The organism is Paraburkholderia steynii, from assembly GCF_900100565.1.
GTDB classification, from domain to species: Bacteria; Pseudomonadota; Gammaproteobacteria; order Burkholderiales; family Burkholderiaceae; genus Paraburkholderia; species Paraburkholderia terrae.
Map to the genome: position 1 here is coordinate 155,611 of NZ_FNDI01000004.1, position 20,889 is coordinate 176,499.

General features: G+C 62.6%; 21 protein-coding genes. 5 read left to right on the forward strand and 16 right to left on the reverse strand.

Annotation, left to right across the window (positions count from 1 at the left end; translation table 11 throughout):
* Positions 1 to 53: 53 nt before the first annotated feature.
* Complete coding sequence (locus BLT65_RS09485; protein WP_425273111.1) at positions 54 to 2,297, reverse strand: SulP family inorganic anion transporter; 2,244 nt, start codon at positions 2,295 to 2,297, stop codon at positions 54 to 56.
* 185 nt (positions 2,298 to 2,482) lie between these two features.
* Positions 2,483 to 4,105 (reverse strand): NAD(P)/FAD-dependent oxidoreductase, encoded by a 1,623-nt coding sequence (locus tag BLT65_RS09490; protein WP_091777235.1) that lies wholly within the window; start codon positions 4,103 to 4,105, stop codon positions 2,483 to 2,485.
* A 750-nt stretch (positions 4,106 to 4,855) separates the two neighbouring features.
* Between BLT65_RS09490 and BLT65_RS09500 the strand changes: the two genes are divergently transcribed.
* Positions 4,856 to 5,608, forward strand: a complete 753-nt coding sequence (locus BLT65_RS09500) for a hypothetical protein (RefSeq protein WP_091777240.1) — start codon at positions 4,856 to 4,858, stop codon at positions 5,606 to 5,608.
* Between the two features lie 114 nt (positions 5,609 to 5,722).
* Here the strand turns inward: BLT65_RS09500 and BLT65_RS09505 are convergent, their stop codons facing one another.
* Positions 5,723 to 6,874, reverse strand: a complete 1,152-nt coding sequence (locus BLT65_RS09505; protein WP_091777242.1) for an MFS transporter — start codon at positions 6,872 to 6,874, stop codon at positions 5,723 to 5,725.
* Positions 6,875 to 6,908: 34 nt separating this feature from the next.
* Positions 6,909 to 7,691, reverse strand: coding sequence for a DeoR/GlpR family DNA-binding transcription regulator (locus BLT65_RS09510; protein WP_091777660.1), 783 nt, complete (start codon positions 7,689 to 7,691; stop codon positions 6,909 to 6,911).
* A 213-nt stretch (positions 7,692 to 7,904) separates the two neighbouring features.
* Here BLT65_RS09510 and BLT65_RS09515 point away from each other — a divergent pair, with 213 nt between their 5' ends.
* Positions 7,905 to 8,699, forward strand: coding sequence for a PhzF family phenazine biosynthesis protein (locus BLT65_RS09515; RefSeq protein WP_091777245.1), 795 nt, complete (start codon positions 7,905 to 7,907; stop codon positions 8,697 to 8,699).
* An 80-nt stretch (positions 8,700 to 8,779) separates the two neighbouring features.
* Here BLT65_RS09515 and BLT65_RS09520 read toward each other — a convergent pair whose 3' ends face one another.
* The 6 genes from BLT65_RS09520 to BLT65_RS09545 form a co-directional block, all read right to left on the reverse strand.
* Positions 8,780 to 9,079, reverse strand: a complete 300-nt coding sequence (locus tag BLT65_RS09520) for a hypothetical protein (RefSeq protein ID WP_091777247.1) — start codon at positions 9,077 to 9,079, stop codon at positions 8,780 to 8,782.
* Positions 9,076 to 9,450 (reverse strand): phage holin family protein, encoded by a 375-nt coding sequence (locus BLT65_RS09525; protein ID WP_042304547.1) that lies wholly within the window; start codon positions 9,448 to 9,450, stop codon positions 9,076 to 9,078. The genes BLT65_RS09520 and BLT65_RS09525 overlap by 4 nt, the downstream gene beginning before the upstream one ends.
* A 54-nt stretch (positions 9,451 to 9,504) precedes the next feature.
* The gene (locus BLT65_RS09530) at positions 9,505 to 9,771 is read right to left on the reverse strand and encodes a CsbD family protein (RefSeq protein WP_091777249.1); all 267 of its coding nucleotides are present in this window, start codon (positions 9,769 to 9,771) and stop codon (positions 9,505 to 9,507) included.
* Positions 9,772 to 10,092: 321 nt separating this feature from the next.
* A complete protein-coding gene (locus BLT65_RS47160; protein ID WP_156132204.1) occupies positions 10,093 to 10,251 on the reverse strand; it encodes a hypothetical protein in 159 nt (52 codons plus the stop codon).
* Between the two features lie 223 nt (positions 10,252 to 10,474).
* Positions 10,475 to 10,702 (reverse strand): hypothetical protein, encoded by a 228-nt coding sequence (locus tag BLT65_RS09540; RefSeq protein ID WP_042304545.1) that lies wholly within the window; start codon positions 10,700 to 10,702, stop codon positions 10,475 to 10,477.
* Positions 10,703 to 10,786: 84 nt separating this feature from the next.
* A complete protein-coding gene (locus tag BLT65_RS09545; RefSeq protein WP_091777253.1) occupies positions 10,787 to 12,208 on the reverse strand; it encodes a DHA2 family efflux MFS transporter permease subunit in 1,422 nt (473 codons plus the stop codon).
* A gap of 162 nt (positions 12,209 to 12,370) precedes the next feature.
* On the opposite strand from BLT65_RS09545, the gene BLT65_RS09550 reads away from it, so the two are divergent.
* Entirely contained in the window at positions 12,371 to 12,826 is a 456-nt protein-coding gene (locus BLT65_RS09550) for a cupin domain-containing protein (protein WP_091777255.1), read from the forward strand.
* A 68-nt stretch (positions 12,827 to 12,894) separates the two neighbouring features.
* Here the strand turns inward: BLT65_RS09550 and BLT65_RS09555 are convergent, their stop codons facing one another.
* The 3 genes from BLT65_RS09555 to BLT65_RS09565 all read right to left on the reverse strand — a co-directional run bounded on the left by BLT65_RS09555 (position 12,895) and on the right by BLT65_RS09565 (position 15,718).
* Complete coding sequence (locus BLT65_RS09555) at positions 12,895 to 13,170, reverse strand: hypothetical protein (protein WP_042304542.1); 276 nt, start codon at positions 13,168 to 13,170, stop codon at positions 12,895 to 12,897.
* A 145-nt stretch (positions 13,171 to 13,315) separates the two neighbouring features.
* On the reverse strand, positions 13,316 to 14,581 hold the full coding sequence (locus tag BLT65_RS09560) for a leucine-rich repeat domain-containing protein (protein ID WP_091777257.1): 1,266 nt from the start codon (positions 14,579 to 14,581) through the stop codon (positions 13,316 to 13,318).
* Positions 14,582 to 14,662: 81 nt separating this feature from the next.
* Positions 14,663 to 15,718 (reverse strand): NAD(P)/FAD-dependent oxidoreductase, encoded by a 1,056-nt coding sequence (locus BLT65_RS09565; RefSeq protein ID WP_091777259.1) that lies wholly within the window; start codon positions 15,716 to 15,718, stop codon positions 14,663 to 14,665.
* A 651-nt stretch (positions 15,719 to 16,369) separates the two neighbouring features.
* Between BLT65_RS09565 and BLT65_RS09570 the strand changes: the two genes are divergently transcribed.
* Both BLT65_RS09570 and BLT65_RS09575 read left to right on the forward strand, forming a co-directional pair.
* A complete protein-coding gene (locus BLT65_RS09570; RefSeq protein ID WP_091777262.1) occupies positions 16,370 to 17,380 on the forward strand; it encodes a helix-turn-helix domain-containing protein in 1,011 nt (336 codons plus the stop codon).
* 608 nt (positions 17,381 to 17,988) lie between these two features.
* Positions 17,989 to 18,270 (forward strand): hypothetical protein, encoded by a 282-nt coding sequence (locus tag BLT65_RS09575; protein ID WP_091777662.1) that lies wholly within the window; start codon positions 17,989 to 17,991, stop codon positions 18,268 to 18,270.
* Here the strand turns inward: BLT65_RS09575 and BLT65_RS09580 are convergent.
* Genes BLT65_RS09580 through BLT65_RS09590 form a run of 3 tightly spaced genes read right to left on the reverse strand, consistent with a single transcriptional unit; the run spans position 18,255 to position 20,865 of the window.
* Positions 18,255 to 19,733, reverse strand: coding sequence for a CHASE2 domain-containing protein (locus BLT65_RS09580; protein WP_091777264.1), 1,479 nt, complete (start codon positions 19,731 to 19,733; stop codon positions 18,255 to 18,257). The genes BLT65_RS09575 and BLT65_RS09580 overlap by 16 nt on opposite strands.
* A gap of 53 nt (positions 19,734 to 19,786) precedes the next feature.
* Positions 19,787 to 20,404, reverse strand: a complete 618-nt coding sequence (locus tag BLT65_RS09585) for an OmpA family protein (protein WP_091777266.1) — start codon at positions 20,402 to 20,404, stop codon at positions 19,787 to 19,789.
* The gene (locus BLT65_RS09590) at positions 20,401 to 20,865 is read right to left on the reverse strand and encodes a FecR family protein (protein ID WP_091777664.1); all 465 of its coding nucleotides are present in this window, start codon (positions 20,863 to 20,865) and stop codon (positions 20,401 to 20,403) included. The genes BLT65_RS09585 and BLT65_RS09590 overlap by 4 nt, the downstream gene beginning before the upstream one ends.
* Positions 20,866 to 20,889: the final 24 nt, after the last annotated feature.

Here is a 20,889-nt window from a genome sequence, read left to right on the forward strand (position 1 = left end):
GTCGAGAACGATCCAGCTGACCGTGGCTAGCTCGCCGTTGACACCCAACGCGCTCAATACGCGGCACGCAGCGCTTCATCGGCAACAGCGAGCCGCGACGCAATCGTCTTGATCAGAAAGCGGTGAAACTGCTGTGCGGTGACGGGGTCTTCGCGTTCGAGCGCGAGCAGTGTGGGCACCGACAGACGGTGAACGCGCGTCGGCGTTTCGGCGATCACATCGGCGCTTCGTGTGGTCTGCGTGTACACGGCCATTTCGCCGACCACCGTGCCGGGGCCGAACGAGCGTAGCCGCACGAGCCGGCCGTCGGGCAGCGGCAGCGAAACGGCGACGCGTCCGCGCTCGACGATATACAGCGCGTCACCCGGCTCGCCGCGCGAAAACAGTAATTGACCTGCGTCGAGATCGCGTACTTCGAGGCACTCACACAGTCTTTCCAGCGCAGGTGGCGTGAAATGCGGAGCGAGTGTCGAGCGGAAATTCTGTTCGCCCGATGGCTGCACGGCGGAACCCGATCCGAGCAGCGTGTCTTCGATCCATTCGAGACCCGCATCGAGCGTGGCGAATTCGTGTATCCGCAAGTTCAGCGTACCCGTCCTCACGAGCAAACTGCGTGAGCGCGCGGGCAACGCGGTGAGCACGAGGTCGGCGCCCGACGCCGCGCACAGTTGCCGCAGCTTCACAAACGCGATCGATACCGACGCATCCATGCCGTTGGTCGACGCGAAGTCGAGCACGATATAGCGCACGGGTACGGCATCTTTTGCCTCGAGCCGTTCGCGCACGCGTTGCAGAATCGAATTCGCGGTGCCGAAGAACAGAAAGCCCTGCAGACACATCCCGCATAACTGCGTGCCGAGTTCGCGCAAACGCGCGGCATCCTCGATACTGCGCTCGACGGTCGAGGTGCGCGTGGTCGCATCGAATGCCATGCGCACGCAGCTAACGCGTCCGTACAGCAGCGTGAACATCACACACGCGGCAATGACGCCCGCGATCACGCCCGCAACGACGCCATAGAGCGCCACGACGGCAAGCATGCCGGGCACGAGCGCGTACTCGTACCAGCTGAGCCTTGCATACGCACCGACCAGCCATTGCATCAGCAGCCGCAGCCCCATGAAAAGCTGCAGCCCGACCAGCACGGGGACGGGAAAGAGCGCTACCAGATCGGGCGATACCACGAGCGCAACAAGGCACGCTAGCGCCGCGAATACGCCCGCCATGCGGCTCGTCGCGCCAGCGCGCGCATTGAGCATCGAGCGGTTGTACGACTGATAGCCGACCATCCCGCCCAGCAACCCGCTCGCGATGTTGGCAAGGCCCGCCGCGCGCATTTCGCGGTTCAGGTCGACATCCTCGCCTGTTGCCGCGCCGATGGCCGTCGAGTTCATCAGGATCGTGATCGCCGACGCAGACGTCACGACGAGCGTCTCCGGCAGATGCGCCGCGATCGCGGCCCAGTCGATTGCACCATTCGCGAGCGGTGCGGGCATGTGCATATCCGGGAAGAAGTGCAGCTTCACATGCGGCAGCAGCAAGCCCATGTTGCGCGCATCGTCGATTGAGAGTCCGGCGAAGTGCAGCGACAGATAGAACAGCACGACCCCGCACGCGAGCACGAACGGCAGCGCGGCGATGTGCTGCCGGCCGCGCGTGAAAACGGTTGTGAGCACGCCGATGAACAGCGCCGGCATCCACGCGAGCCAGTGCAGATGCGTGAGCAGGGGCAGGGTGTGCCACTGCGGCGACGCGCCCGTCAGCACGCGGAACGCGCCCGCCAGCAGCAGATAACCGGTGCCCGCCAGAAATCCGCCGACCACGGGATACGGCAGGAACTGCAATGAACGGCTGCGCTTCGACGAACCGATCGCGTACAGCACGATGCCCGTCATCACCGAACACAGCGCGATGGCGATCAGTACGGTCAGAAGAATGGTTTGCGGCGAGCCGCCGTCGGCACGCACGCTGCTCGCGACGCCTGCCGCCACGCCCGCGAGAAAGGCCGTCGCGTTGCTGTCCGGCCCGGCGATATTCAGGCGCATTGAACTGGTCAGCGCGATCACCAGCGCCGTGACGATGCAGCTGACCAGCGCGGTAGGCACGCCGAGTTCGGCGTAGCGCGCGAGGTCCGCGCTGAAGATCAGCGTGCCCAGGCTCATTGCGTAGCAGAGCATGACGAGCGTCGAGACGGCGCCCGCCGTCAGGTCGCCGAGCAGGCCGACAGTCGTCATGCGCGGTGCGGCAGCGCTTGCAGAGGCAGACTCGGACGCGGAACCTGTGGCACCTGGCTTCACGGCGCTCCCCCGGAACGCGCGGCGCCGGGCACGAGCGGGCGACCGCGCGATTCAGTATCCGCCGCCCGTCTCGCGACTGTCAAACCGCCGGCACGCGAGCGCCGGCCCCGGGGTTTTCATGCTGACATTCGAAAGTCGGCTTCACTGAGCTATCGGACCTTCACGCGCTGATCCTGTCCGGCACTTCAGGGCGTGTGCGCCGACGTCAGATTGAGTGCCAACGCTTGCGCCACTTCGATGCCGTCGATGGCCGCCGAATAGATACCGCCCGCATACCCCGCGCCTTCGCCGGCCGGATACAGACCGTCGACGTTCATGCTTTGGAAATCGTCTTTGCGTCGAATCCGCAGCGGTGACGACGTGCGCGTCTCCACGCCGGTGAGCACTGCATCGTGCATCGCGAAACCTGCGATCTTCTTATCCATCTGCGGGAGCGCTTCACGGATTGCTTCGATCACGTAGTCGGGCAGCGCGGTGCTGAGATCCGTCGGGCGTACGCCCGGCTTGTACGACGGCACCACCGCGCCAAGCGACGTCGACGGCCGGCCGGCGATAAAGTCTCCGACCAGTTGACCCGGCGCGTGGTAATCGCCGCCGCCGAGTTCGAATGCGCGCTCTTCCCATTTGCGCTGGAACGCGATGCCGGCCAGCGGGCCGCCGGGATAGTCTTCCGGCGTGATGCCGACGACGATACCCGCATTCGCGTTGCGCTCGGCCCGGGAATACTGGCTCATGCCGTTGGTGACCACGCGGCCCGGCTCGGAGGTGGCCGCGACCACCGTGCCGCCAGGGCACATGCAAAAGCTGTAGACGGCCCGTCCGTTACTGCAGTGATGGACCACCTTGTAGTCGGCCGCGCCGAGTTGCTTGTGGCCCGCGAACTTGCCGAAGCGGCTGCGATCGATCACCCCCTGCGGATGCTCGATGCGAAACCCCAGTGAAAAAGGCTTCGCTTCCATATACACGCCGCGATCGTGCAGCATCTGGAAAGTGTCGCGCGCGCTGTGGCCCACGGCCAGCACCACATGATCGCACCGCAACGTTTCGCCATTCGAGAGCTTGAGCGCGCGCACCTTGCCCTGATCGATTTCGATGTCCTCGACCCTGGTTTCGAAGCGCACTTCGCCTCCCAGTTCCTCGATGTTGGCGCGCATTTTTTCCACCATGCTGACGAGGCGGAACGTGCCGATGTGCGGCCGGCTCAGATACAGGATGTCGTCCGGCGCGCCCGCCTTGACGAATTCGTCCAGCACCTTGCGGCCGTAGTGGTTCGGATCCTTGATCTGGCTGTAGAGCTTGCCGTCGGAAAACGTTCCGGCCCCGCCTTCGCCGAACTGCACATTGGATTCCGGGTTCAGTACGGACTTGCGCCACAGGCCAAAGGTGTCCTTGGTGCGCTCGCGCACGGCTTTGCCGCGTTCGAGGATGATCGGACGGAACCCCATCTGCGCGAGGATAAGTCCTGCGAACAGGCCGCACGGCCCCATGCCGATCACGACCGGGCGCAGGGAATCTGTGTGCTCGGGAGCCTTTGCGACAAAGTGGTACGCCATGTCCGGCGTCGGTCCGCAATGCGGCTTGCCGGCCATCCGCTTGAGCGCGGCCGCTTCGTCCTTGACTTCGACATCGACGATATAGGTCAGCTTGATGTCGGAGCGCTTGCGTGCGTCGTGCGCACGGCGGAACACGGTGTAACGGAGGAGCCCGTCTGCCGGCACGCCGAGATCCGCGAGGCGCGCGCGAATCGCGGCTTCGAGATCGCTCTCGGGATGGTCGAGCGGGAGTTTGACTTCGCTTAGACGTAGCATGAGTACTGAAATGTGATCACCACGGAATCGTGGCGGTGTTGAAACAGGTGGAGACCGGCATGCTGATGGCGGCGTTGTTCGCTACGTGGGCATCCCGGGTGCAGATCTTCCCTCGGCGGAAAAAGCTGTACACGGGACTGCAAACTGACCAGGCCGGACAACTCAAGCAACTTCACGATGAGAAACTGAAGCGAGTCTGTGCGGGGAAGGCCGTTCCGCCCCGAAGTCATCATCAGGCAAGCACGCGACCGGACGTACGATGACCGGGAGCACATGAAAGGGGGCAAGCCTGGACGCCGAAACCCCGTGCCTCATAGACGCCGACGCGTCGCGCAAACCCCGGTCAGGCCGGGCACCCGGAAAATTTCGGGCAAATTCGACGGGTGACCCGCCGGTTCCGGGTGCTTTCCGCCACCACGTCTCCAGCCCTCCATTATAGCGGTGCAAGCGGGTGGCTTGTGCGAAGCCATACCCTGCGGGCGTGGCCGCGCCTATTGTTCGAGCTGGTCAGCCTGAGCGCCTGTATATGCGTCGCGCAAAACACAGCCGCCAGAGGCAAAGGATCATAGCGACGTTCTACGCACAGTGTCGCTTTCCGGGGCGTGGGTCAGGTCTGAAGTTGGCTCATCAGGAGTGGCGCGGGAAGGAGCCCGCCGAGCCATCAGGCATGGCAGCGCGCTTCTGTCAAAATAACGCTCGGCCGTTTCGCTGACGCACCGTCGGCAGCGCCTCACAACTGAGCTTCCCGTCATGCGCATCTTCGGAATCAGCCTTTACGTCATCATCGCCCTGTTCTTTGCGGTGCATGCCGTGCGCAACCAGCAGAACATGTACTGGCTGCTGATCCTGTTTCTTTTCCCTGGCCTTGGTAGCGCGGTCTACTTCTTTGTCATTTACTTGCCCTCCCTGCGCCAGTCGCGTGGGGCGAGGACGGCAACGAGGGCCATTTCGCAGTTTGTCGATCCCAACCGGGCGGTGCGCGAGGCGCTCACGGATTTCGATCGCGCGCCGACCGTCGCGCATCGTATGCGTCTGGCTGCAGCGCTGCTCGACGCAGGAAATGCCGTGGAAGCCCTGGAGCATTATCAGGCAGCCGCCAGCGGGCCATTCTCATCCGATCCGGCTCTGCTACTGGGGCTGGCGCGTGCGCAGTTTGCCAATGGTAATGCTGCGGCCACGCTGGACGCACTGGAAAAGCTGTTCGCCGCCGATCCTCTCGGCCGCCGGCAGCCGGAACCTGCCTTGCTGTACGCACGAACGCTGGCCGCGCTTGGCGCGCCAGGCACGCGCGCCGCGTTCGATAGCGCGCTCGCGAACGCAAGCGACGCCGCACCGCGTTGCCTGTATGCCGATTGGCTGGCCGCGCAGCCCGACGAGGCCGACCGCCAGCGTGCGCGCGAACTTTACGCTGAGATCGTTCACGATGCCAGGCATTGGCCACGCCACGCCCGTGAACATAACAGCGAGTGGCTGCAACGGGCCCAGGCCGCCCTAAGCCGATAATCCACGGGCGACCTTCGCAAGCGACGGGATGTGGGCATTCGGGCGGCTGTCCGCCCGAAAGTGCTGCGGACGACAACCGAGGTGGACAGTCTTAGGGCATCACCGTAACCGAAGTTACGACAAGTCCACCTGCGGCCGTTTCGCCGTAACCAACCGGGCACAACACGGCACAAGACAAAGCAGAGCAGCCAGCATCCAGAATGCCCCCGGCAGTCCTACTCCATTCGCAACAAACCCCACACCCGCGGGGCCGACGAGATTCCCCGCATAACCGGTCGTCGTGATCGCGACGACAGCGAGCGCCGATGGCATCGCGCGTTGCGAGCCCGCCTGACGAAACAGCACTGGCACGACGTTCGATGCGCCAAGACCGATCAACAAAAAGCCTGCCATCGCAATCGCAGCGCCCGGGGCGGTCAACAGAACAACAAAACCGCCCATCGCTACCCATCCACCCCAGAACACCATGGCGCGATCCCCGACGCGTGCGGTCACCGCGTCGCCGCCCAGGCGGCCAGCCGTCATCGCAACCGAGAAAATCATGTAACCGACTCCGCCTTGCGCAGCAGCCACCAGTCCCGCGCCCGTGATCAGCAGCGCGCTCCAGTCAAGCAGTGCGCCTTCGACAAGAAACGTAATCGCTGTGAGACCGGCAAGCACCAGCACGATGCCGCGTGGCGCGACGAATAGCGGACCTTCTTTCGCGTGTGCCGTTTCGATCAGCCGTGACCTTGCATAGGCGATCGCGCCGAGCATCAGTACGGCGCATAGCAACGTGCTTTCGAGCGGACCGATGTGCATCGAAAGAAGAAAGGTCATCACCATCGATCCCGCAAAGCCACCGATGCTGAACAGCGCGTGAAACCCCGACATCAATGGCCGGCCCTCCGCCCGCTCGACATCGATCGCGTGGATATTCATCGCGACGTCGAGCGAACCGAGCGACGCGCCGAACGCGAGCAAGGCAATACCCAGTGTGAGCGGTGTGCTGACAACGGTCAGAAACGGGAGGACCACGGCCAGGCCGAATCCTGCCACGACGATGATCGGCTTGCTGCCGTATCGCGCGCTGAGCGCGCCCGTGATCACCATCGCGATGACCGATCCGAGGCCGAGGCAAAGCAGCAACAGGCCGAGCACGCCGTCATCGACGCCAAGCCGCTGCTTGGCGAAGGGCACGAGCGGCGCCCAGCACGCGACACCGAATCCGGCCACGAGGAAGGCAAGGCGCGTCGCGAGTCGGGCTGCGGGGCGGTCGAACGTCATTGTCACGGGTGTCCTGAATGAGTTGGCCGCGCGCTCACAGGCTGGCGGGCGGATCGGCCTTCACAACTGATGGGCCGGATTTCGACAAGGCCGTACGCTCCGCGCGCGGCAGGTCGTGTTCGACGATCACGCATTCGATCGCCTTGAGCGTGGCGACCCGATGAGGCGCGCGCGCATTGAACTTGTCGGTGAGCGCGAGTACCACGCTGTGCTCGCTGGCCGCAAGGACCGCGCGTTTGAACGTCGCGTCCGCGAGACCGAATGCGCTGATCCCGCTCTTCGGCGATATCGCGCGCGAGCCGATGAAGCATCGGTCGATATTCAACTGGGCGATGGCCTCCACCGCGCTCGCGTCGACGCATCCGCCCACGGCCGTATCGACCGATCCACCGATCATGATGAGCTGCAGATCGGAGCGGCGAAGTACGGCAGCGGCGATGTCGACGGAATTGGTCGCCACGGTGAGTTCGCTTTCCTCTGGCAACACGTCGACGAGCGCGAGATTGGTGCTGCCGCTGTCGAGGAACAGGAGTTCGCCGGATTGAATCAGCGGCACGGCTGAACGAGCCAGCGCCGACTTCCGCTCGCGTGCCAGATCCATGCGGGCCGCCATTGGTGCGGATGCGGGCGTGATCGGCAACGCGCCGCCATAGACCCTGCGGCAGCGGCCTTCCGTTGCCAGCGCGCGGAGGTCGCGACGGATCGCGTCTTCCGAAATATTGAATTCAGCAGCGAGCGCGGCGGCGACGACGGGCTGGCCTTGGGCGAGCCGGTTCGCGATCTCGTCGCGTCGTGCGAGGGGGATGTCGTCAGTCATGTCCGAATAATATCGTGCATAAACGAGAATGTAAACGTGCAAGAACGTGCATGATTCGTTCAAGGCTTCGCGATGAGAAAAGCCAGGTGCGATCAGTTCGTCGTCAGCAGCGGACTGGGGACGTCGAGGCGGTCGACCCAACCCAATGCCTTCGAGAGATGGAATGCGCGATAATTTCCACCTCCATGCAATCCGCCAGCGACACGACCGACAATGAATATCCAGCGCATGCTTTGCTTCGGCCGCAATGACGAGAGTGGCAACGCTGCGATCGTTGTCGAGGACTCCGCGATGGCGGAACCGGAACGACTGAAGTTTGCCCAGCGGCAAAACGCAAGCGCTACGGTGTTTGTGGAAGTCGATGCGGCCGGCGACATGCAGCTCGACTATTACTACCCGCATGCCCGCAGCCCCCTTTGCCTGCATGCGACGCTTGCGGCGAGCGCGGTTTTCTTCGAGCGGTACCCGGACATCGGTCGCGCTCGGTGCGTCACGAGCATGCATCGGCAGGTGCTCGAGGTCGAGCGCGTTGACGAGGGAATCTTCGTCGGCGTGAAGGCGCAGCCTTGCCCGGCGTTGACCAGTCATGTGGCGGAGACGGCGCGGTTGCTTCGCGTCGAACCGACTGACCTGATTGGTACACCTGGACTCGCATCGGTGGGGAGCGCGAAGCTGCTGGTCGAGGTAGCGGATCAATCCGTGCTGGCCTCCTTGCGCCCCGATCTGGCAGGCATTGCTGAATGGAGCCGCACACACGGCGTTTCAGGCATGTACGTCTATTGCCGCCTTCATGACGACGTCTACGCGGGGCGGAACTTCAATCATCTCGAGCCGCGCTTCGAAGATGCTGCGACGGGGGTGGCGGCGGGTGCGCTGGCCTTGTCTCTCGAGCGAAGCATTACGCTGAAGCAAGGCGACGCGCTCGGCCAGCCGTGTACGCTCATGGCGCGATACGCGGGCGACGGGACGGTGAAAATTGGCGGACGAGCGGTCAGGAGCGCAATCTGACACGTCCCATCATCGCGCTGAGACGGAGGGTTGCGTCAACACCGTGAACGCTTCTCTCCGGCGGCGAATCGCGACGACGCTCAGTTCCCCGCGACACGCCGCACCGTCTTGGCGATCCACGCAACGAGCCCGTTGCGCACGACGACGCCCACGATCCTGCGCGGCCCTATCACCAGCGAACCGAGGAGCACTGCCGCGAGCAGCGTGACGTTCGGCGCAATCGATACCAGTTCTCGCGCGCGCATCGTCAATGAAGGCCTCCTGGCGCCAGGAACCAGACGCGCTGCTTGCTGCGCGGCAACCAGGTTCGCGCGCGATACGGCCATTCGCGCTCGCACGTCGGATTCAGCCGCGGCAAGCGCCGCGAGTCGCGAAGTCATTTCAACGCCTCCTTGACCGCTTGCAGGTCGTGGTGAATTTCATCCTGAAGCACGCGGAAAGAGCGCACCGGCTTTTGTGTACGAACGACGATGAAGGAAATCACGCACAACAGCAGCCACGCCGCGGCGATCGCCCACGCCACCTGAACGAAGTACGGGGTGGACAATGCCGTAGCGATGATCGCGATGCAAAAGAATGACAGCGCAAACAATCCCGCGACCGCCAGCGCCACGAGCGCAATCACTTCGCGAGCGAGCTGCGCACGCGCCTGCGCCAGTTCGATGGAAATGAGTTCGCCGTAGTCTGCCATCCGGTCCATGCAGAACCGGCTCACGGTGCTCCACTGGTTCACTTTGGATTGGATCGACATCTCACGGCTTCCTGAAAGTAGGGTGGCCTGCGCGGTCTCTCGTCCTATGCCGGGTTAGTCGCCCGTGTCGCGCCTCGCTGACCATAGCGCGCCTATCACGAAGCCGATTGCAGTCGCGCCCGCCAGCACGGCAAGCGGGCGGGACGACATGGCGTCGCGTGCCAGATCGCTTGCGTCCGCGCAGAGTTGTTGCGCCTTGCCGTGCAACTCATTCGCTTTGCCTTCGAGTTGCATCCCGACGTCGCCTGCGAGCGAGCCGATTGTTTCCTTCACATTGCCTGCAGCTTCGCGAAGGGTACCTTCCGCCTTGGTCGTTTCCATTTGTCACTCCAGTTGAGCACGATGTGATAAACCGCCATGTCGACGACGGGACAGTGCAGCGTCGGCGCACCGCCTGTGATGAGTGATGAGCAAGCACCGAACCCGACGCGTACACCGCCTGATACTACGCTGTCGAATGCGTGAAATAGCCGAGGGATCCGGCTTGGGAGTGTGACGCGATGTGTTCGAATGTGCGGTAAGCGGCGACGCCAGGTGGGTCTGGCAGCACGGCGGCGATCGCGACAGGCGATGCGCCGCTGGAAGTCGGTCCGGGCGTCCGACGGGAAGATGACCTGCGATGGGGAGTTGAGGCTTCTCTGCCTAGCTACTGTTTTTATTGGGCTTATATAGCCAGACCAATAGCGCGCAGATGGCGAGCAACACTATCTTCGCAAAGAGCGTCGGTGCCAATGCCGCCAGCACCAGAAAGCACAAGAGCCAGATGATCTCGGCCGTCAGCGAGGCCAACCGTTTCTTCACGCCATCTCCCTGGTCTGCCAGCCGGCAACGCATCCGAACGTCGCTGCATCGAGAAAAGAATCCCAGATTGTTCGCTGGGTCGCCGGCTGCGCGAAGTGCGCGACCTCTGCGAAGTATACTGGCACCATTAATGCATGGCGCGAAATTCACTCTTCTGTATCGGACAAAAATCGACGCGCGGCACACCAGGGGCCGCTGAGGTTCGACACACATGAGCCGACACTCAGCCCGTCGCTTCGTCGTCCGCGTCAGGGTCGCCGCCCAACGATCGGATGCAGTCGTCGAGAAACTCCATCGTGACCACTTCGTATTCGAGTGTTCCGGGCGTGCAGTCTTCCGGGTTCAATTTTCCGCGGGCCTTGCGAATGGTGCGGACGCTCCCTTCGACTGCCTGCGCAACACGCCACATGGGGTCGTCCGGGACGTGCTCGTCAAGTTCGTTTGCTTTCATGCACCGGATATCGGCGATTGCAATTTAACCTTGAGCATAAAAATCCGCTTTATGCTCGATGTGTGCTGAAACTGAGGTATGTCTCTAACGCGACGCAGCACTCAGCCTGTGTCCGGCATCGCGGGCGAGCCTTACATAGCCGTACACCGACGCAATCGTCAACGCGCCCGCGCACAGGAACGCGAAGCGGAAGTCATCGAGCGTGAACACATGTCCCTGACCACCGCCCGAGCCGTTGACGGCCGCTGCCGCGCGCAGCGCCAGCGCGCCGAAGGCGATCCCAAGACCGATACTCATCTGAGCCGCCGCATTCCACAGCGTGTTGGCCGCGCTCGTCTGTTCGGAGGGCACGTCCGCGTAGGCGAGCGTGGCCAGCGTGGAAAACTGTAGCGAACGCGCGAGCCCGTAGATGAACACGACCACCAGTACCCACGCGAGCGGCGACGCAGGCGTCAGCACGCCACACGCGATGGTGAACACGCCGCATACCGCGCTGCCGGCTATCGCAACGCGCCTGAAACCATAGCGCCGCAGGATCCGTGTCGTGAGCGCTTTCATGCCGAGATTGCCCGTTGCGCTGACAAGCAGCAGCAAGCCCGATTTGAACGCCGACAATCCGAAGCCGATCTGGAACAGCAAGGGCATCAGATACGGCACCGCGCCAATGCCGATGCGCGTCAGCGTGCCTGTGACGACCGTCACGGAGAACGTCGGGATCTTCAGCGTGGTGACGTCGATCAGCGGATGCCGCTGGCGGCGCGCCTGATAGAACGCGATGGCGCCGATCACGAGCCCGAGGGCGATGATGCCGAGTCCGACGAGGGGATTCATGTCCGGCTGGCTCGCCACATCGGCGCCGTACAGAATGGCCGTCAGCGCCGCGCCGCTCAGCACGAGGCCGAGCGCGTCGAAGGGGCGGCGTTCGGCGCTGCGCAGATTCGGCACCCACTTGAGCACGGCGATGAGCACGACGAGACAGACGGGCAGGTTGAGCAGGAAGATCCAGCGCCACGACGCGTAGGTCGTGATGAAACCGCCTACGGGCGGTCCGATCACGGGCGCGACGATGCCCGGCCAGGTGATCGTTGAAATTGCCTGCATCAGTTGCTTCCGGTCGATGCTGCGTACCACCGTTAGCCGTCCCACTGGCACCATCAGCGCGCCGCCGACGCCCTGCAGCACACGTGCAGCGGTAAATTCGACCACGTTCTGCGAAATGCCGCACAGCAACGACGCGAGCGTGAACGTGACGATGGCCGAGAAGAACACGCTGCGGGAGCCGAAGCGGTCCGCGACCCAGCCGCTTGCCGGAATGAAGATCGCGAGCGCGATCATATAGGCGCTCATGCCGAGGCTGAGCGCGTTCGGGCTGGTGCCGAACGAGCGCGCCATCGCCGGCAGGGCCGTGGCGATGATCGTGGTGTCGAGATACTCCATGAAGAAGGTCGCGGCGACGACATAAGGCAGCGGCCCGAGTGAACCTGAGCGTGATGGCGAGTCTTTCATGAGTCGGGTGGGAGGCGTACGCAGCGGTACGCGATCGTACGATGACCGCGCGCAATCTGCAAAAGAGGCCTTTCGTGCTGAAGGGCTGAGAGCGAACAATGCCACAACAATCGGGGATGCCGTGTTTGAATGGGCTGTTCGCGTGGATCGACGGAGTCTTGCATGCCCAAAATCGACATTGCCGACGTACCGGAACTTCAAGGCACGGGTTATCCGCAGCCGTATGCCGCGCGCAGTGCCGAACGTATTCGCCGGCGGCTGGGCGACGCTGGCGGACTGGTCGATTTTGGCGTGAACCTCATGCGCCTGCCGCCGGGCAACTGGTCGAGCCAGCGCCATTGGCACTCGGCTGAAGACGAGTTCGTCTTCGTGCTCGAAGGCGAGCTGACGCTGATCGAAGACGGCGGCGAAACGGTTTTGCGCGCGGGCGATTGCGCAGCCTTTCCGAAGAACTCCGGAAATGGCCATCACATGATCAACAGGTCGAACGTGACGGCTCTTTACCTCGAAGTCGGTTCGCGTTCGGCCGCGGATGTCATCACCTGCTCCGACATCGACATGATGAGCCCCAGCAGCGACGGCCGTTTCCTGCACAAGGACGGCACGCCGTATTCCTGACGCTCATCATGCAAATGACGGCGGCGCGCGCAGTGGCGCAACCGTGCAACCGTGTACACCCGCCGCCGCTATTGCGCGGCTGTGAGCTTCAGGCTTGGCCGCGAACTGTCGACAGCGACCTCCTGCGGGATTTTGCGGCGGTCGGATACCAGCTCGATGCCCGCTTTTGCAACCTGTTCGCAGAACGCGATGCGGGATCGGTAATAGTCGGCTTGCAACTGCGCGTCCAGAACCCGTTGCTCCGCCTGGAAAAGACCCATTCGAAGCTCGCTCAAGGCCCGCTCGGCCTGCTTTTCTGGAGTCGGGGCGTGATGGGAAATCAGGTTTGCAAGCCAGTTAAGCATGAGCGTACCCTCCGGTACTCAAACACCTGGTCGAATTTCTCTGCCAGCGCGCGCTTAAACGTCACGCGTGCTGTCGGATAAAGACTATCAAAAACCAGGCTGCTACTGTGTGACCTTGCGCACCTGTTGCGAAAATGTCGAATGCTCACCACACGATGCGCGTTTTCGGCAGCGCCGCCTTGAGTTCGTCGACGTTCCTGGCCTTGGTCCCATAGAGAACGAGTTCGCGCAATCCGGTGAGGCCCTTCAGCACGTCGACATCTTCGACAGGGGTGTTCGCGAGATACAGCTCCTGCAAATTCGTCAAACTTTTCAGCGAATCGATATTGCGAACTCTCGTGCGGAAAAGGTTGAGCATGCGCAGGCTTTTCAGGTCTTTTAGCGCGTCGATGTTCTCGACGCGGGTGTCGGCGAGATTCAGTCTTTGCAGCGCGGTCAGATCCTTCAACGCGTCGATGCTGGTCACTTGCGTGCGGGCGAGCACGAGCGTATCCAGTTGGCGCAAGCCGCGCACGCCGTCGATATCGTCGACCTTGGAGCCGTCCAGCACGAGCGTCTTCAGCGACGGCATGCCCTTTATCACGTCGATGTCGCGCAGCGGCGTGTTCGCAAGGTAAAGCGCTTGCATGTCGCGCAGCTTCTTCAACGCCGCGATGCTGTCGATCTGTGTCTCGTTGAGGTCGAGTGTTTTGAGGGCAGTGAGCTGGCCGAGCGCATCGATGTCACGCACATTCCGCGCGCCGCCGAGTTTCAGTGTTTCCAGATGAGGCAGGTCTTCGAGCGGATCGAGATCCCGAACCTGGGTGTCGCGCAGGTCGAGTTGCCGAAGGTCAGTCAGACTCTTTAGCGCATCGAGATTCGAGACCCGCGTATCCCAGAGGGTGAGCGATTGTAGACCGGTCAGCCCTTTAAGCGCGGCGATGTTCTCTACATCCGTGCGATGGAGTACGAGCCGCTTTAGCGAATGCATGTCTTTGAGTGCATCGATGTTCCAGACGGGCGTGTCCGTCAGGTCGAGCGAATCCAGCGTATCCAGTTCTTTCAGCGGATCGAGGTTGTCGATTTGCGTATTGGCGAGGTTCAGTTCGATCTTGCGGTCTGAATCCTTCAGGTGCGGAATCGCGGCCGCGACTTCGGATGCCGTCAACGTCGGCTTTGCCCGCAAGGCCAGGCAGGTGGAATCGGGTGGTGCGGCAGAACCGTCGCTGTTACTGCAGGTGGCCTTGATGAATCCCAGTTCGCCCAGTGCCCGTTCGTCCGGGCTTCTGCGCGACGTACTGAACACGGCGAACAGGATGATGAGCAACAGGACGACCGCGGCGCCGATGGCCCACGGTGTGGCGCGACGCCACGTGGATGAACGCAAGTCTTCGGTGTTTGGGTTCGTGCTTGACGGCGGCGTTTCGGACACGGAGCGCTCCGTTGGTTCTGGCTTCCTCCTTTATACACGAAGCGCGACGCGCATCCCGTCGCGGCAAAGGCGATCTGTCTGCTACGCGTGAGACGCGGCGACGCGCTCTGCCAGCTTCGCGTCATAGCTCGAATGGATATGCACGCGTTTCTTGTCGGGGAACGCGTAGTTGTACGCCTTTCGAAGCGCGAGCGACGCCTCGTGAAAGCCCGAAAGAATCAACTTCTGCTTGTTCGGATAGCCCGCGATATCGCCTGCCGCAAAGATGCCGGGACACGTGCTTTCGTAGTTCGACGTGTCGACCGTGATGCGTCCGCCTTGTACTTCGATTCCCCACTTCGCAATTGGACCGAGGTCGGCTACGAGACCGAACAACACCAGCACGTGATCGGCTTCAAGATGCGCAGAGCCTTCAGCTTGCCGGATTTCGACTGATTGGAGTTGCCCATTGGGTGCGCTCAGACTCGCGATCGTGCCGACCGCGAAATCCATCTCGCGCGCTTCGACTGCGCGGCGCATGTTGGCGACGCTGGAGTCCGCCGCGCTGAAACCATTGCGACGATGCACGAGCGTCACGTGCTGTGCAACCGTGCGCAGCGCCAATGCCCAGTCGAGCGCGGAGTCGCCGCCGCCCGCCACGATCACTTTCTTGCCGGCAAAGTCGTCGAGTTTGGGGACGCTGTAGTGAACGTGACGGCCTTCGAGCGGCACGGCCTCTTCGAGCAGCAAACGCTGCGGGACAAACGACCCGTTGCCGCCCGCGATCAGAATGGCCGCTGCTTCGAATGTCAGTCCTTTATCGGTGCTGGCGAGCCAGTGTCCATTGTCGAGCCGCTCGACCGTTTCGACACGATGGCCGAGGTGCAGCGGCGGAGCGAAGGGCCGGATTTGCTCGACGAGCCGGTCGACCAGTTCGCGCGCGGTGCATACGGGCACTGCCGGAATGTCGTAGATCGGCTTGTCCGGATACAACTCGATGCATTGCCCGCCCACACGCTCGATGTTGTCGACGATCTGGCTCGACAGGCCGATCACGCCTGCCTCGAACGCGGCGAACAGCCCCACGGGTCCCGCGCCGATGATCAGCACGTCGGTGCTGATGGGTGAAGCGGGCGGCGTGTCTGCCGGAGTGGTCATGGGTGGTCCTCGGGTCGATGGGTGTCGCGTGTGCCGATGCACGATCTCAAGATACAGACGCGGGCATGGGTCGGCAACGAAGGCACCATGGCGGGCAGGGGTAAGCCGCGTGTGTCGATGGCGTCACTTTGAATCTTTCCTACGACACGTTTATGAGCTTTGTCGCGAGTCATCCGCGCGATCGAGCAAGAGTTGCAGGCAAGTGCAACGCTCTCTCATCGAATGAAAAACTTGCCGATTTGACAAATTCGGCTCCGCGAGTTTGCGCACTCTACAAGCCAAATCTTCAAAACGCTGAGCACGCAATCTTCAAAACCTCCGTCTCCATGCCATTTATCCGTGTGGCATGGATGCTGCTCTTTCAATGCGCCATGCATTGAATGCCCATTGTGAAGGGGTGAAGCAACTCCAGCCGATGGGTCCAGGACAACACACGTCACTACAACCGTTAGGCCGGAGGCGACGATGTTCGACGCAGCGCTCCTGCGCAGTGACCTCGCACCAACCTTCAGACAGATAACCCTTCGGCGTCGGGCTGAGCTCGAGTCACGAGCCGATTTTCCGTTCGCGTTTAAGCGAACGCCTTAAACGATCGTCTTAGAAGTCATTGCATGCGCAGGCATGCCACTCACACAGCACGCGGGAGAGACCATGTTCGTCGAGAACAACTTGCAATGGATACTACACAAGCAGATCAGCGCGGCATCGACCACACAACGTATCGCTTTCGTACTCACCGAATCGTGCGATCTGCTAGGGATAGGCGCCATCGCCGAGGCGCTTGAATGCGCGTGCTCGATGGCGATGAGCGAGACTTCGAAAAGATACGAGATGCGATTTCTGTCCGAAGCGGGTGGACATGTCAAATGCGATCGCTCGCTGTTCGTCTCGACAGATGAATTGCCGAAGAACGGTGACGAAACGTTCGCTCATGTGTTCGTCGCCGGTAGGACGCATTCGAGGGCGACCTGCGATACGCCTTCATTAGGCGGCTGGCTGCAACGGATGAAGGCCAATGGTGCGCGCATCAAGTTCCTCACAGCAGGCTTCGAAACATCGAACGGAACCGACGATCAAGGCACGGTCAGCGGATACGAACAGGCGCGCCGTCGAAGGGCGCAACTGGGTAATGCGGTCAAGGCGGCATTCGAAGTTATCCGCGCAGATTTCGGCGAATCGATCGCGCACGAAGCGCTGCGCCGCACATCGTTCGTGGATTCAGGCGAATGGCTTTCGCCGTCCGTAGAGACAACCAATACGGCGGGGGAGCGAATTCGCGCAGCGGCACGGTGGCTACAGGACAACTGCCATCGCGCCGTCAGCGTGAACGACGCCGCCGAAGCCTGCGCGATGAGCCAACGGACACTGCTACGCAACTTTCAGACATACATAGGCGCGTCGCCGTCGGAGTATTTGCAACGAGTCAGGCTCGAGCGTGCGTGCCAGTTGCTCGTGGAGACTTCGCTGCCTGCGGACAAAGTGGCACGACGCGTTGGACTGACCAACGGCGATAGACTTGGCAAGCTGTTTCGCCGGTGCGTGGGCAAGTCCCCAATTGAGTACCGTGCGTGGATGCGTGGCAACTCAGGTGCAAACGAAGCGAATGGCGGGACGGTGTGCAGTGTCGATCAGCAGTCGGCGCTCGCGACGTGTGACGAATAACGGGCGCTGCGCGCGGGGATAGTGCTGTATGGTTCAAAAGGCGGTGCGCGACGTGTGTTCCGCACTGCAGAATACATCCAGGGTCGACGCAGGGTGGCTGATATGGGCCGCGATACGCGCACGCATCGAGCGTCGTGTTTCGCGGCCCAATTGCTTTCATCCTGTCGTGCGGCGTCAGCGTGTCATTCAGTGCTTCGTTAAAGACGTCGTAGTGCTGCGAGTGCATTCTGTTGGGCGACCACGTACATCAAGTAGAGAACAGTTGGTAGCGGCCCGACAATATGACGCCTTACGCGTCGAACGGATTCGCTTTTCAATGCAGTAATTCTGTTTGTTTTCAACTACCTGACGGCAACCGGCGGCAAATATAGCGCCGCTGGCACAACCCCTGCATTGGTAGCCGCGGGCACAACGACGGCCAGCTTGGCGAGGCCGCCACGGCGTCAACAGCATTGCTCAGATTCCTGGAAAGTGTTGTTCGTTTGAGCCTCTTTGGCAGCGTGCCGCATGACGGCCCTGCACATCGTCCCATCAACATTGAACACGACACGACGCAATGGACATCGTCCTTGCGCGTCGATCCGTTCGTTGATTTAATTGGAGTCCTTATGAAATCGAAACTCATCGTTACTTTGCTCATCGCAAGCTCGGCGTCGCTGGCAGCACCCGCTTTCGCAAGCGGTTACGGTCCTGCGCCTTACTATCGTCCGGATGTCGGCGCACCGGCTTCGCAGGCTGGCCAAAGCGCTCAAACACTCGCGGCAGAAGCAGCCCAGGCCGGCATGATGGACGAAAAGCGCGCCGGCGTCGGCGGCGACGAAGCGATGACCACGCAGTCCGGCCGCCGCGCACCTGCCGATAGCCAGGGTCCGGTCTATCGCGGAATCTGATCCGCAGATCGCGGAGCGCCGGCTCGCCGGCGCTTCGCTTCTCGCCTGGTTTGCACGCCCAGGTCGAGCAATGCGGTCGAAAAAAAGCAGCCCATCACTGCAGACAGGATGATGAAAATCGACGCTGCGTCGACGAGCAAGCCGAAGTATTTGAACAGCAGCAGACAACTCGCGAGCAACAGCAGGTTGAGCAGCAAGCCGAGGACCGCGGACGCTTTCGGCACGGCCCGCACGAATGCCGCAAGACGCGAATCGGTATGCGGCAGATACCAGATGATCAGAATCCCGAACGCGAGCACGAAGATCGTCTCGGCCCACTTGAGCCAGACAGGGCGGCGCAGGAAACGCCCGTCGAAAATCGTCTCGATGATCTGAGCCTGAATCTCGATGCCCGGCACCAGTTCGCCTAGCGCGGTCGTGCGCATGTCGGTATTGCCTGTTCCAGTCAGCCCGACCAGCACCAGCTTGTTATGAAAGCGTTCGGGATCGACCTGGCCTTGCAGAACGTCGCGCGCGGAGACGTAGCGATGCTGTGTCGAGCGTATCGACGCGAAATGCAGCCAGATGTCGCCGTCGGGCTGCGTAGGCACCTGCACATCCGCGACGCCGACTGACTGCATGCCCGCCGTGTCCGCATACACATCGACGGCCGCCGAGCCCGTGACGACGCGCAGTATTTCGATGGGCATGCACGGCACGAGCTTGTCGCCCAACCCGAGGATGAGAGGAATGCGCCGGACGGTGCCCTGTTCGAGCGCGACATTCAGCATCGCCTGTCCGTGCGCCGCCGCCTGCAATTCCGGCAGGCTCGCGAGCACGTAGGTGTACCGCTTCACCCGGTTCAGCGGGTCGACGCCATGCACGAGAATCGGCGCGCTGCGCAGGTCGGTGCTGGTGTCGAAAGCGGGGTGATCGACGGCGGCGGCACCGAGAACCGAAGGCGCGGCGCGCAGCGCGTTCGCGAGCGTGGTCTCGTGGCGAGGCAGCGCGCGCAAGCCGGCCGCGAGCGCGGCGGCCGAATCGGGCAGGTTGTCGGCGACCTTGTCGGGCGAGGTCTGATCGGCCTCGGGCATGTAGATGTCGAGGCCGATCGCGAGCGGCTTTTGCGCCGCGATCGCATCGACGAGGTTCGCCAGCCGGTTGCGCGGCCACGGCCATTGACCGACGGCCGCCAGCGTCCGGTCGTCGATCGCGACGATGGTCACAGGCTGCGAGGCCGGAATGCGTGGGAAGCGGCGCTGGTAGTGATCGAATAGCAGTTGCCGCGCCGTGCCGAACGTATCGGGCACCATGTCGTCGAGCTTGTCGAAGAGCGCCGGTCGCGGAATCACGCCGGGCGATTCACTGTACAGATTCAGCAGACTCAGGCCGAGCAGCACCGCGAGCGCGACGGGGCGTCCTTGTCCCGCCCTCATCAGCTTCATGAAAAACACCAGCCATGAGTAGTCGCGAAAGCGTTTCATGTCGGCAGCGGCAGATCAATGCCCGTGACAGGCGCAGTGACGGATCACCCGGATCACTGGATTGTAATGACGACGCGCCGATTCATCTGGTTAGGGACGCCATCCGCCGTATGCACGAGCGGCTCGCGCTTGCCGCGTCCCGCCGTTTCGATTTCTTTCGCCGGGATGCCCGCCTTGACGAGGAACTTCGCGACGGTCTGCGCGCGCTGCAGCGACAGCTTGTCGTCGTATTCCTGCGAGCCCGCCAGGTCCGTATGACCCACGACGGTGAGATGCGGCGCGGGCCAGGTCGCGAGCGCCGCTTTCAGTTGCTGGACGGTGGCATTGGACTGCGGCGCGAGTTCCGTGGCCGAGTCGAACAGGAAGTTGATCGTGAAGGTCTTCGGACGCGGCGGCTGCGCGGCGAGCACGTCGCCATAGCGCGCTTCGACATTGGCCGGAGTGGTCGCGGTCTGCTCGATCGCGCCGCCTTTTGCGACTTCGGCCGTCGCGTAAGCCTTGTCGATGACTTGCGTCTTGTTACCGCTGCGCACGACGACGCTGCCGACCGTGCCGTCCGGATCGGGCAGCAAGGTGATCTTGTCGGGCGTCGAGCTACATGCGGAAACGAACGCCAGCGTCGCGCAGGTTGCGCACCAGGTGAGCCTTCGGCGCAGTGCCGCGGGCCTCAACGCCCGTTCTCCCCGTCGCCGACCTCGATGATGAATTCGGTGCCGCGCACGCCGAGCGTCGTGGTCGGCGTGCTGAAACGCACCGCTTCCGGATGGGCCTTCGCCAGCTTGCCGTCGACGACCGCGAGCGATCCGCGCCGGATCGTCGCGTCGAGCGTGCCGTCATGGGTGGTGGTATCGAAGGCGAACTGGTTGAGTTCCAGCACCGAACTCGAGCCCTCGGAAAGCAGCGTGTTGTCGCGCAGCGTGATGCCGACGGAAGACGCGGGGCCCGTCACGATGCGGTCGCTTTTGAACACCTCGCTGCCGACGGCGGCGTCCACGCTTTGCGCGGTGCGCTCGATATGAACCGAGCCTTTGACCGTCTTGACGACGCCGATCGAATCCGCGCCGAATGTGTCGATCGCCGCTGCGCACCCGCAGGCGAGAACCAGTGCATAGTTGACGGCTTGCTTTTGCATGGGTGGCGACCGTGATGGCGGTTG

What these genes read in the sequence shown, in the direction of transcription:
- BLT65_RS09490 (WP_091777235.1), bottom strand. Translation starts at nt 4,105, where the DNA reads ATGCTACGTCTAAGCGAAGTCAAACTCCCGCTCGACCATCCCGAGAGC.
- BLT65_RS09525 (WP_042304547.1), bottom strand. Translation starts at nt 9,450, where the DNA reads ATGTCGATCCAATCCAAAGTGAACCAGTGGAGCACCGTGAGCCGGTTC.
- BLT65_RS09570 (WP_091777262.1), top strand. Translation starts at nt 16,370, where the DNA reads ATGTTCGTCGAGAACAACTTGCAATGGATACTACACAAGCAGATCAGC.
- BLT65_RS09575 (WP_091777662.1), top strand. Translation starts at nt 17,989, where the DNA reads ATGAAATCGAAACTCATCGTTACTTTGCTCATCGCAAGCTCGGCGTCG.
- BLT65_RS09555 (WP_042304542.1), bottom strand. Translation starts at nt 13,170, where the DNA reads ATGCTTAACTGGCTTGCAAACCTGATTTCCCATCACGCCCCGACTCCA.
- BLT65_RS09550 (WP_091777255.1), top strand. Translation starts at nt 12,371, where the DNA reads ATGCCCAAAATCGACATTGCCGACGTACCGGAACTTCAAGGCACGGGT.
- BLT65_RS09580 (WP_091777264.1), bottom strand. Translation starts at nt 19,733, where the DNA reads ATGAAACGCTTTCGCGACTACTCATGGCTGGTGTTTTTCATGAAGCTG.
- BLT65_RS09590 (WP_091777664.1), bottom strand. Translation starts at nt 20,865, where the DNA reads ATGCAAAAGCAAGCCGTCAACTATGCACTGGTTCTCGCCTGCGGGTGC.
- BLT65_RS09540 (WP_042304545.1), bottom strand. Translation starts at nt 10,702, where the DNA reads ATGAAAGCAAACGAACTTGACGAGCACGTCCCGGACGACCCCATGTGG.
- BLT65_RS09515 (WP_091777245.1), top strand. Translation starts at nt 7,905, where the DNA reads ATGAATATCCAGCGCATGCTTTGCTTCGGCCGCAATGACGAGAGTGGC.
- BLT65_RS09500 (WP_091777240.1), top strand. Translation starts at nt 4,856, where the DNA reads ATGCGCATCTTCGGAATCAGCCTTTACGTCATCATCGCCCTGTTCTTT.
- BLT65_RS09505 (WP_091777242.1), bottom strand. Translation starts at nt 6,874, where the DNA reads ATGACGTTCGACCGCCCCGCAGCCCGACTCGCGACGCGCCTTGCCTTC.
- BLT65_RS09510 (WP_091777660.1), bottom strand. Translation starts at nt 7,691, where the DNA reads ATGACTGACGACATCCCCCTCGCACGACGCGACGAGATCGCGAACCGG.
- BLT65_RS09565 (WP_091777259.1), bottom strand. Translation starts at nt 15,718, where the DNA reads ATGACCACTCCGGCAGACACGCCGCCCGCTTCACCCATCAGCACCGAC.
- BLT65_RS09520 (WP_091777247.1), bottom strand. Translation starts at nt 9,079, where the DNA reads ATGACTTCGCGACTCGCGGCGCTTGCCGCGGCTGAATCCGACGTGCGA.
- BLT65_RS09545 (WP_091777253.1), bottom strand. Translation starts at nt 12,208, where the DNA reads ATGAAAGACTCGCCATCACGCTCAGGTTCACTCGGGCCGCTGCCTTAT.
- BLT65_RS09530 (WP_091777249.1), bottom strand. Translation starts at nt 9,771, where the DNA reads ATGGAAACGACCAAGGCGGAAGGTACCCTTCGCGAAGCTGCAGGCAAT.